We start from the raw sequence: 10044 nt of genomic DNA, 5'->3' as shown, positions 1-10044 counted from the left end.
CCCGGGCGGATCGCAGGACACCCGGCGCTGGTGCCACCCGTCGTACAGCGGGAGCAGCGGCGTCCCGAGACGCCGGTGCGGGCGACACGTCGTGGCGCTCGTCCTCGTCCGGTCGTGGCCCCGTGGCGTGCGAGCAGGCCTCGACCTCCGCGCCTGGCCGCTGCCACGGCGAGCACGCGAAGACCATCACCGATGTCCCGCGACCCCGTGGCCGGTCGTACGGTCTGCTCAGGTCCTTCGCCTGAATCGGGAAGGGCACCACGTGGCGTACTGCTCGGCGCCTCACCACGACGATGCGCTCACACGCAACCGGTGAGTCCTGCGGATCAGAGCCGAGCCGCTGCCTCCAGCAGCACCTGCCGCTCCGCGGGCGGGCGGCCGGGGCACGCGGTGCACACCGGCTGGGCCGGCAGCCGGTACAGCAGGCAGCACGAGACCCGGCGCACGAACCGGACGCCGCCGACGTCGGTGTACCGCGGCGCCGGCAGCGGCTCCCCCACGGCCGCGGCCACCGGTGCGGCCAGGGCGGTCACCGTCGCGACGTCGCCCAGCGCCCGGCCCACCACCAGGAGCCGGCCGGCCAGCGAGTCGGTGGCCACCGCCCACAGCGGCCGCTCGCGCACGCCGCCGGCGCGGGCCACCGCGGCGACCACCGCCGCGAGCGCCTCCCGCAGCTCCCCCGCCGGGTCCGGTCCCGCCGGCGCCGCCGAGACGCCGGCCACCGGCAGTCCCCCGGTCAGCTCGTACAGGGTCGTGTCGGCCAGCCGCGCCGACAGCGGCCGGCCGGTGGCCAGCCCCGCCACCACCGGCGTCAGCAGCACCGCCGAGGCCGAGTACCACCACACCGTGGCCAGGACGCGGCGGTCGTCGCTGCGGTACCGGCGGCCGAGCGCGGTGACCCGCCGCGCCGTCCAGTCCGGGTCGGCCAGCAGCGCGGCGGGCACCGGACGGGCCGACGGCGGCGGCAGCAGCCCCAGGCCCGCGGCGCCGGGCACGCGGGCAGCCACCACCGCCTGGGGTCCGCCGTCCACCGCCCCAGTCTCGCCGGTCGCGGCGAGCGGGTCGCCGTGGACTCTCCGCGTGGCCGGGTCGGGTTCTACGGTGTGTGCTGGACCACGCCGCCCGCCGCTGGGTGGCACAGCCGATACGGAGGGAGCCGCCACGTGAGCGAGTCGACCGGGCAGGAGGGCCGCCGCTTCCCGGCGCCGGAGCAGCTGGCCGCCCACGCGAACGTCGGTCCGGACGTCTACGCGCAGGCCGAGAGCGACCGGCTGGCCTTCTGGGAGACCCAGGCGCGCCGGCTGACCTGGTCGCAGGAGTGGGACCAGGTCCTCGACTGGTCCAACCCGCCGTTCGCCAAGTGGTTCGTCGGCGGCAAGCTCAACGTCGCCTACAACTGCGTGGACCGGCACGTCGAGGACGGCCACGGCGAGCAGGTCGCCTACCACTGGGAGGGCGAACCCGGCGACACCCGGACCATCACCTACGCCCAGCTCCAGGACGACGTCTGCCGGGCCGCCAACGCGCTGCTCGAGCTCGGCGTCCAGGCCGGCGACCGGGTCGCCATCTACATGCCGATGATCCCCGAGGCGGTCGTCGCGATGCTGGCCTGCGCCCGCATCGGCGCCGTCCACATGGTCGTCTTCGGCGGCTTCTCCGCCGACGCGCTGGCCAGCCGGATCACCGACTCCGGAGCCGTCCTCGTGATCACCTCCGACGGCGGCTACCGGCGCGGCGCACCGAGCGCGCTCAAGCCCGCGGTCGACGACGCGGTCGGCCGCACCGACAGCGTCCGGAACGTGCTGGTGGTCCGGCGCACGCAGCAGGACGTGGAGTGGACCGAGGGCCGTGACCTGTGGTGGCACGACGTCGTCGACCGGCAGTCGGCCGAGCACACGCCCGAGGCATTCGACGCCGAGCACCCGCTCTACATCATGTACACGTCGGGGACGACGGCGTCGCCGAAGGGCATCCTGCACACCTCCGGCGGTTACCTCACCCAGGTCGCCTACTCGCACTGGGCGTCCTTCGACCTCAAGCCCGACGACGACGTCTTCTGGACCTCGGCCGACATCGGCTGGGTCACCGGCCACAGCTACATCGTCTACGGGCCGCTGGCCAACCGGGCCACCTCGATCATGTACGAGGGGACGCCGGAGACCCCGCACCGCGGCCGCTGGTTCGAGATCATCGAGAAGTACAAGGTCACGATCATGTACACGGCCCCCACGGTCATCCGGACCTTCATGAAGTGGGGCGAGGACATCCCGGCGAAGTTCGACCTGTCGAGCCTGCGGGTGCTCGGCTCGGTCGGTGAGCCGATCAACCCCGAGGCCTGGCTCTGGTACCACGAGCACATCGGCGGCGGCCGGTGCCCGATCGTGGACACCTGGTGGCAGACCGAGACCGGCGCGCACATGATCAATCCGCTGCCCGGCGTCACGGACCTCAAGCCCGGGTCGGCCCAGACGCCGTTCCCCGGCATCTCCGCCAAGGTCGTCGACGACGAGGGCAACGAGCTCGGCGACGACTCCACCGGGCTGCTGGTGCTCACCGAGCCGTGGCCGTCCATGCTGCGCACCATCTGGGGCGACGACGACCGCTACGTCGACACCTACTGGTCGCGGTTCGGCAAGGAGGTGTACTTCGCCGGCGACGGCGCCAAGAAGGACGACGACGGCGACATCTGGCTGCTCGGCCGGGTCGACGACGTCATGAACGTCTCGGGCCACCGCATCTCCACCACCGAGGTCGAGTCCTCACTGGTCGCGCACCCCACGGTCGCCGAGGCCGCGGTCGTGGGCGCCAGCGACCCGACCACCGGGCAGGGCATCGTCGCCTTCGTCATCCTCCGCGGCGCCGCGGAGGACTCCGGCGACGAGCTGGTGCAGCAGCTGCGCAACCACGTGGCCAAGGACATCGGCCCGATCGCCAAGCCGCGTCAGATCATGGTCGTGCAGGAACTACCCAAGACCCGCTCGGGCAAGATCATGCGACGGCTGCTCCGGGACATCGCCGAGAACCGCGAGCTCGGCGACGTCACCACCCTCACCGACTCCTCGGTGATGAACCTGATCAAGGACAAGCTGCCCGCCAGCTCCTCGTCCGACGACTGAGGAAGGACCCCTCTGCCCCCCACCGCTCGCACGCTCGCGGCGGGACCCTGCAGAGGGGCCGCCCGTCCTCCCCACCCTTCGCACGCTCAGGGCGGGACCCGGGACGGGGCCACCTCGGGGTCGCTCGGCGTCCCCTGCGCAGCTCGCGCGGGGGACGCCGGGGCGCGGGCTCCGCGATCATGAGGGACGATCCTCCCGAGAGGCCGCCGCGGGCGGCCGTCCTGACGTGCCCGACCAGGGAGGAGCCCCCGTGGCCCACAGCGTGTCGTCGTCCACCCCGGCTGCGCGGCCCGCCGCGTCCGCCGTCACCACCAGCACCGACCCCTCCGTGGGTTCCCTGGTGCAGAGCGCGATGGCCGACGTCTCGACGCTGATCCGCGCGGAGATCGAGCTGGCCAAGACCGAGATCACCGGCTCGGCGAAGAAGGCCGGCGTCAGCGTCGGCCTGTTCGCCGCCGCCGGCGTGCTGCTCGCCTTCGCCGGCATCTACCTGTTCGTCACGCTGGCCGAGCTGTTCACCTGGCTGGGCCTGGCCCGCTGGGTGTCCTACCTGATCGTCACCGTCGGCCTGCTGATCGTCGCCGCCCTGGCCGGCCTGGTGGGCCTGCGGATGGTCAAGAAGATCGACAAGCCGGAGCGGACGCTCGAGTCGCTGCGCGAGCTGCCCGAGGTCATGCGCCGCGAGGCGCCCGGCCAGCGCCGCCGCGACCTGCCGACGGTCAGCAACGGCCGCGTCGAGCGGCGCGGCCCCGACACCTACCTGGTCTGAGCGCCGCCGCCGACCGTCCCGCCCGCTCCGGGCCGGGCGGTCGCGGGCCGGGCACCGTCCCCAGCGACGAACGGCCCGACGCCATGAGCGTCCTGCTGCCCGGCCCGTGGGTGCACCGCGACGTCTCGGCCAACGGCGTCCGGCTGCACCTGGCCGAGGCCGGCGAGGGCCCGCTCGTGCTGCTCCTGCACGGGTTCCCGCAGTTCTGGTGGACCTGGCGCCACCAGCTGCCGGTCCTCGCCGAGGCCGGGTTCCGCGCCGTCGCCCTCGACCTGCGCGGCTACGGGGCCAGCGACAAGCCCCCGCGCGGCTACGACCTGCCCACCGCGGCGAGCGACGCGGCGGCGCTGGTCCGGGCCCTCGGTGAGCGCGACGCCGTCGTCGTCGGTCACGACTGGGGCGGTCTGGTGGCCTGGACGATGGCCGCACTGCACCCCCGCAGCGTGCGCCGCCTCGTCGTCGTCTCGATGGCCCACCCCCGGCTGCTGCGCGCCGGGCTGGCCGACCGCACGCAGCGCCGCGCCCTGCGGCACGTCCTGGGCTTCCAGGTGCCGCGGCTGCCCGAGCGGCGGCTGACCCGCGCCGACGACGACCCGGTCGCCGACTTCCTGCGCCGCTGGGCCGGGCCCGAGTGGACGCACACCGCCGACTTCGCCGAGGCGGTGGAGCGCTACCGCTCCGCGGCGCGGATCCCGCAGGCCGCCTACGGGTCGATGGAGTACTTCCGCTGGGCCGGCCGGTCCCAGCTGCGCCCCGACGGGCTGCGCTACGCCCGCCGGATGGCCGCGCCGGTCACCGCGCCCACCTTGCAGCTGCACGGCACCGCGGACCCCCTCGTACTGCCCGGCACCGCCCGCGGCTCGGGCCGCTACGTCGCCGGGGCCTACGAGTGGCGGGAGCTGCCCCGCGTCGGCCACTTCCCGGCCGAGGAGGCCGCCGCCGAGGTCGGCGCCGCCATCAGGGACTGGTCCGCCGGCTGACGAGCGCCGAACGCCGAGCGCGGTGACGTGCTGGAACGGCCACCTCTCAGGGCCCCGCGCCGAGCGCGGTGACGTGCTGGAACGGCCACCTCTCAGGGCCCCGCGCCGAGCGTGCGAGGCGTGGGGGGAGAGGTGGTCCTTCTACTCGCAGGGGCCGGTGTCCACCGGCGCGGTGTTCGCCGCGCCCTGGCGGGCGGCGGGGGCGACCTGATCGGTGGTCAGCGCGTAGCCGGTGAGCGGGTCGTCGATCGCCGAGGCGAAGACGACGCCGAGCACCTGGCCGGCGGGGTCGAACAGCGGCCCGCCGGAGTTGCCCGACCGCACCTCGCCGCGGAGGGCGTACACCTCGCGCTCGACGGTCCGGGTGTTGCGGAAGTCGGGGCCGCTGATCTCGCCGCGGTCGCGGACGCGGGCCGGGCCGACGAACAGGTCCCCGCCACCCGGGTAGCCCATGATGATCGCGTCGTCGCCGGTGCCCGAGGACTGCGGCGCGAAGGCCAGCGGCACCTGCGGCAGACCGGGGACGGCGAGCACCGCGACGTCGACCTCCTCGTCGACGTAGACCGGCGTCGCCTCGTACTCCTCGCCCTCCGCCAGGACCACGGGGTCGGTGACGCCGGCCAGCACGTGGGCGTTGGTCATGACCCGGCCGGCGGCGTAGACGAAGCCGGAGCCGTCGATCTGCCGGGAGCACGACGGCGCGACCCCGCTGATCTTCACCACCGAGCCGGTCACCCGGCCGACCACGGGACTGCTCAGCAGGGCCTGGTCGGGCTCCGGGACGTCGCGCACCTGGGTGGGGGTGAGCGGGTCGAGGACGTCGGGCAGGCCGCGCCGGTCGATCGCCTCCCGCAGCGAGTCGTACACCGCCCGGACGCTGTCGGGGACCACCCGGTCGACCACCTGCACCAGCGCCGACTGGCGCACCTGCCCGGCGACCTGGGGGAAGGGCGCGCTGGCCAGCGGGGTGGCGATCATCCACGCCACGAGCAGCACCGCCACCGCCGAGACCACGGCGCCGGTCACCGAGTCGAGCACCTCGGCCGGCTCCCAGGTGACCCGCCGGCGCACCGCCCGCCCGACGGCGCCGGCCAGCACCTGCCCGAGCAGCGCCCCGGCCAGGACGACGACCAGCGCGGCGAACACGCGGGTGACCGGCGAGCCGTCGAGGCGGTCGGCGACCGGGCCCGACAGCTGCGCGCCGAGCACCGCCCCGCCGAGGAAGCCGAGGAAGGAGGTGGCCGACACCAGCAGGCCCTGCCGGAAGCCGGAGAAGGCGAAGGCCAGGGCGAGGGCGACGAGGAGGAGGTCGACCAGCACCACGGTTCAGCCCGAGACCGTCATCACGCCGGACTGCCCCAGCTGCACGTGGAAGGTGCAGTCGAAGGGGTGCTCGCCCGGCACGGTGACCTCGAACTCGATGGTGCGGCTCTCCCCCGGCGCCAGCAGCGTGATCTCCTCGGCGATCGGCTCCGGGCCGGCGTCCGGGCGGAAGCGGAAGTTGTGCGTCATCTGCTCGGCGGTGCTGGTCACGGTCAGCCGGACCCGGCCGGGGGCGACGGTGAAGGTGTCGGGCACGAAGACGTAGTCGTCGGGGCTCTCGATGGTGACCTCCTGGACCCCGTCCTCGGCGGTGGTCACCGTGCCGGCCGACGGGTTCGAGGGCTGCGCCGAGGTGCCGGCCGCGCCCGCGCCGTCGTCGCCGCCGCAGCCGGCCAGTCCGCCGGCGGCCAGCAGCACGCCGCACAGCAGCGCCGGGACGCGCCCGGCCCGTCCCCTCGTCCCGCTCATCGCGGGGGAACGGTACTTGCCGGACCGCCGTCGGGCGGGGGGTCTGCCACCGTCGGCGCGGCGGCGTCCTCGGCGCCGCCCTCGCCCAGCGAGCCGGGTGCCGCGGCCGGCCCCGCACCGGCGACCTCCAGCGGGCGCACGTCGCGGGCGTCCCACGGCCGCGCCAGCCCGGCCGCCTCGAGCACCGCGTCGAGCAGCCCGCCGGTGAAGCCCCAGACGACCATCCCGGCCACCCCGAAGGCCGGGCCGACGTAGCCCGAGGGGTGCCGCACGCGGAACCGGTTGGCCGGGTCGGCGAGCTCGGCCAGCGGCACGCGGGCCACCCGGGCCACCTCACGCGGGTCACCCACGGTCACGTCCCGCGGATCGTCCCACCACGCCACGACGGGGACGACGAGGTTGTCCGAGGGGCCGAGGAACAGCTCCGGCAGCGTCGCGAGCACCCGCACACCGGCCGGGTCGATGCCGGCCTCCTCCTGTGCCTCGCGGAGCGCGGTGCCCACGGGGTAGTCCTCGCCCGGGTCGGCGCCACCCCCGGGGAAGGCCGGCTGCCCGGCGTGCGTCCGCAGCCGCGGGGACTTCTCGATCAGCAGCACGTCGGCGCCGCGCGGTCCCTCACCGAAGAGGATCAGCACCGCCGAGCGGCGCGCGGTGGCACTGGGACGCGGCATGCGGTGGCGCAGCGGGAGGTCGGGGCCGGCCTCGAGCAGCCGGCGCACGTGGTCCGGCAGGCCGGCGAGGTCCACCCCGGCCAGCACGCCGGTCACAGCTGCACCCCGAGGTGCTCGGCGACCAGCGCCCGCAGCTCGTCGACCGAGGCGATCGGCCCCACCTTGGTGAACACCAGGGCGCCGTCGGCGTCGACGAGGTAGGTGAAGGGCAGCGCCTGGATGCCCAGGCCGTCCATCAGCGCGCCGTCGCGGTCGTAGGCGTTCGGGAACGTGGCACCGGCGTCGGTGGCGAAGGAGTCGGCCTGCGGGACGCCGTCCTTGCTGATGACGCCGACCACGCCCACGCGGCCTGCGGCGACGTCGGCGAACTGCTGCACCAGCGGCAGCTCCTCGCGGCACGGGCCGCACCAGCTGGCCCACAGGTTCACCACCGTCGGCGCCCCGGGCGCGCGGCCCAGGTCGAACGTGCCGCCGCCGGGGCAGGCCAGCGACACCGGCGGCAGGGTCTGCGCACCGCTCGCCGGCCGGTCGGGCTGCTCGGGGCAGGCCTGCAGCGGCGCGCCGAACGTCGTCGGCGCGGCGCTGGGGGTGCCGCCGCCGTCGTCCGCCGTCGACGTGCAGGCCACGAGGAGGACGCCGAGCCCGAGCAGCGCGGCCGCCCGCCGCGTCGCGCCCCCCCGGTCCGCCGTGCTCACTCGGTGTCCGACGCCGCGGGCGTCTTGACCAGCTTGAGCGCCGCCTCGGGATCGGTGGGGCCGATGCCGTACGACGGGCACCAGCGGGCCAGCCCGCACGCCCCGCACGCGGCCTTCTTCGCGTGGCAGACCCGCCGGCCGTGGAAGATCACACGGTGGCTGAACATCGTCCAGTCGCGCTTGGGCACCAGCTCGGCGATCTCGGCCTCGACCTGGACCGGGTCGGTGGAGGCGGTCCAGCCGAAGCGGCGGACCAGCCGGCCGAAGTGCGTGTCGACGGTCAGCCCGGGGACGCCGAAGGCGTTGCCCAGGACGACGTTGGCCGTCTTGCGACCCACCCCCGGCAGCGTGACGAGGTCGGCCATCCGGCCGGGCACCTCGCCGTCGAACCGCTCGACCAGCGCCTGGCCGAGACCGATGACCGAGTTGGCCTTGGCCCGGAAGAAGCCCGTGGGCCTGAGGACGTCCTCGAGCTCGGCCCGGTCGGCACCCGCGTAGGCCGCTGCGTCGGGGTAGCGGGCGAACAGCCGCGGCGTGACCTTGTTCACCGTCCTGTCGGTGGTCTGCGCCGAGAGCACGGTGGCCACCAGCAGCTCCAGGGGCGTGGTGAAGTCCAGCTCGCAGTGCGCGTCGGGGTGGATCACGGCCAGCTCGCGGGCCATCCGGCGGGCGCGGCGGGTGCGGGCCAGGGGCGTCTCGCCCGGGTCGAACGGCGCGGCGGCCGGGCGGCGGGCGGGAGCGCGGCGCGCCGCAGGGCGCGCGTAGGCCGGCGAGGACACGCGGTCGAGGGTAGGCGGCGCCAGCGACACCGCCGGTCCCGTGCCACCATGGACGTGCGGGGTCCGGACAGGACCTGGCCACTGCGACCGGACCGGGAGGTGGACGTGGTCGCGCTCATCGTCATCCTCTTCCCCCCGATGGTCATCGCCTTCCTGCTGATCATGGAGCGCGTGGAGGAGCCGCTGCGCCGGCCGACGTCGCCCCGCGAGGTCGCCGAGTTCCTCCAGTCGGCGTCGCCGGGCGAGGTCGACACACTGGCCGCCTCGGGCATCCGCCGGGCCATGGCCCGCTGGCGCCGGCGCCGCCGCTCGCGTGTGCAGCAGAGCACCGAACCGCTGGTCTGAGGACCCCGCTGCCCCCCACCGCTCGCAGGCTCGCCGCGGGCCCCTGCAGGAGGGCCGACTCCCCCGGGAGGGGGAGGTCGCCCGACACCGAACGGGTGACGACGGGCACAGCCCCCTAGACTCGCCGTGGATGCGGGTGCCGTCGGCCCCGCAGGTCGAGCACGAGTGGTGGGGTGGAGAGACAACGTGGTGGACGAGGTGCTGGCCCAGTCCGGGATCTTCCAGGGGCTCTCGGAGGAGGCCGTCGGCCCGGTCGCCAGCCGTCTGGAGACGATCACCCTGCCCCGCGGCCGGGTCGTCTTCAACGAGGGTGAGCCCGGTGACAGCCTCTACATCGTGCTGAGCGGCAAGATCAAGCTCTCCCGCCGCTCCCCCGACGGCCGCGAGAACGTGCTCGCCGTCATGGGCCCCTCCGACCAGTTCGGCGAGCTGTCGGTCTTCGACCCCGGCCCGCGCACGGCCACGGCCACGGCGGTGACCGACGTCAGGCTGGCGAAGATGCCGCAGGCGGTGCTGCGGCCGTGGATCGAGGCCCACCCCGAGATCGGTGAGCAGCTGCTGCGGGTGCTGGCCCGCCGGCTGCGGCGCACCAACGACTCGGTGGCCGACCTGATCTTCACCGACGTCCCCGGCCGTGTCGCGAAGGCGCTCCTGCAGATGGCCGACCGCTTCGGCAGCCGGGAGTCCGACGGTCTGCGGGTCAAGCACGACCTCACCCAGGAGGAGCTGGCCCAGCTGGTCGGCGCCTCCCGCGAGACGGTGAACAAGGCGCTGGCCGACTTCGTGCACCGCGGCTGGCTCCAGCTGCAGGGCAAGTCGGTCGTGATCCTCGACGAGGACCGTCTGCGCCGCCGCGCGCGCTGACACGGCACCGCACGGGAGGGGCCCGGGACCGCGC

General features: G+C 75.0%; 11 protein-coding genes. 5 read left to right on the top strand and 6 right to left on the bottom strand.

Translation table 11 applies throughout. The features are described 5' to 3' along the window. Positions 1-326: 326 nt before the first annotated feature. Positions 327-1031 (bottom strand): (2Fe-2S)-binding protein, encoded by a 705-nt coding sequence (locus ABQ292_RS08220; RefSeq protein ID WP_369205112.1) that lies wholly within the window; start codon positions 1029-1031, stop codon positions 327-329. A gap of 132 nt (positions 1032-1163) precedes the next feature. Here ABQ292_RS08220 and acs point away from each other — a divergent pair, with 132 nt between their 5' ends. From acs to ABQ292_RS08205, 3 genes are all read left to right on the top strand, one after another. Next, positions 1164-3116 carry an acetate--CoA ligase gene (gene acs / locus ABQ292_RS08215; protein ID WP_369205110.1) on the top strand — a complete coding sequence of 651 codons (1953 nt, stop codon included), beginning with the start codon at positions 1164-1166 and terminating at the stop codon, positions 3114-3116. A 250-nt stretch (positions 3117-3366) separates the two neighbouring features. Further along, positions 3367-3885, top strand: coding sequence for a phage holin family protein (locus ABQ292_RS08210; RefSeq protein ID WP_369205108.1), 519 nt, complete (start codon positions 3367-3369; stop codon positions 3883-3885). 83 nt (positions 3886-3968) lie between these two features. Next, complete coding sequence (locus ABQ292_RS08205; RefSeq protein WP_369205106.1) at positions 3969-4865, top strand: alpha/beta fold hydrolase; 897 nt, start codon at positions 3969-3971, stop codon at positions 4863-4865. A gap of 141 nt (positions 4866-5006) precedes the next feature. Here ABQ292_RS08205 and ABQ292_RS08200 read toward each other — a convergent pair whose 3' ends face one another. The 5 genes from ABQ292_RS08200 to nth are packed head-to-tail and all read right to left on the bottom strand — an operon-like array spanning position 5007 to position 8801. Beyond that, the gene (locus ABQ292_RS08200; protein WP_369205104.1) at positions 5007-6185 is read right to left on the bottom strand and encodes a MarP family serine protease; all 1179 of its coding nucleotides are present in this window, start codon (positions 6183-6185) and stop codon (positions 5007-5009) included. A 6-nt stretch (positions 6186-6191) separates the two neighbouring features. Beyond that, positions 6192-6656: a cupredoxin domain-containing protein gene (locus ABQ292_RS08195; RefSeq protein ID WP_369205102.1), complete on the bottom strand. Its 465-nt coding sequence runs from the start codon at positions 6654-6656 to the stop codon at positions 6192-6194. After that, on the bottom strand, positions 6653-7423 hold the full coding sequence (locus tag ABQ292_RS08190) for an NUDIX hydrolase (protein WP_369205100.1): 771 nt from the start codon (positions 7421-7423) through the stop codon (positions 6653-6655). The genes ABQ292_RS08195 and ABQ292_RS08190 overlap by 4 nt, the downstream gene beginning before the upstream one ends. Continuing rightward, positions 7420-8022, bottom strand: a complete 603-nt coding sequence (locus ABQ292_RS08185; protein ID WP_369205098.1) for a TlpA family protein disulfide reductase — start codon at positions 8020-8022, stop codon at positions 7420-7422. Before ABQ292_RS08185 ends, ABQ292_RS08190 begins: the two co-directional genes overlap by 4 nt. After that, positions 8019-8801 carry an endonuclease III gene (nth, locus tag ABQ292_RS08180; protein ID WP_369205096.1) on the bottom strand — a complete coding sequence of 261 codons (783 nt, stop codon included), beginning with the start codon at positions 8799-8801 and terminating at the stop codon, positions 8019-8021. Before nth ends, ABQ292_RS08185 begins: the two co-directional genes overlap by 4 nt. 105 nt (positions 8802-8906) lie before the next feature. Here nth and ABQ292_RS08175 point away from each other — a divergent pair, with 105 nt between their 5' ends. Both ABQ292_RS08175 and ABQ292_RS08170 read left to right on the top strand, forming a co-directional pair. After that, positions 8907-9146 (top strand): hypothetical protein, encoded by a 240-nt coding sequence (locus ABQ292_RS08175; RefSeq protein WP_369205094.1) that lies wholly within the window; start codon positions 8907-8909, stop codon positions 9144-9146. Positions 9147-9332: 186 nt separating this feature from the next. Beyond that, positions 9333-10010: a Crp/Fnr family transcriptional regulator gene (locus ABQ292_RS08170; protein WP_438940575.1), complete on the top strand. Its 678-nt coding sequence runs from the start codon at positions 9333-9335 to the stop codon at positions 10008-10010. Positions 10011-10044 lie beyond the last annotated feature (34 nt).

Source organism: Geodermatophilus maliterrae, from assembly GCF_041018925.1.
Taxonomy (GTDB): Bacteria; Actinomycetota; Actinomycetes; order Mycobacteriales; family Geodermatophilaceae; genus Geodermatophilus; species Geodermatophilus maliterrae.
The sequence above is the reverse complement of the archived record's forward strand: the minus strand, read 5'-3'. Positions and strand labels throughout refer to the sequence as shown.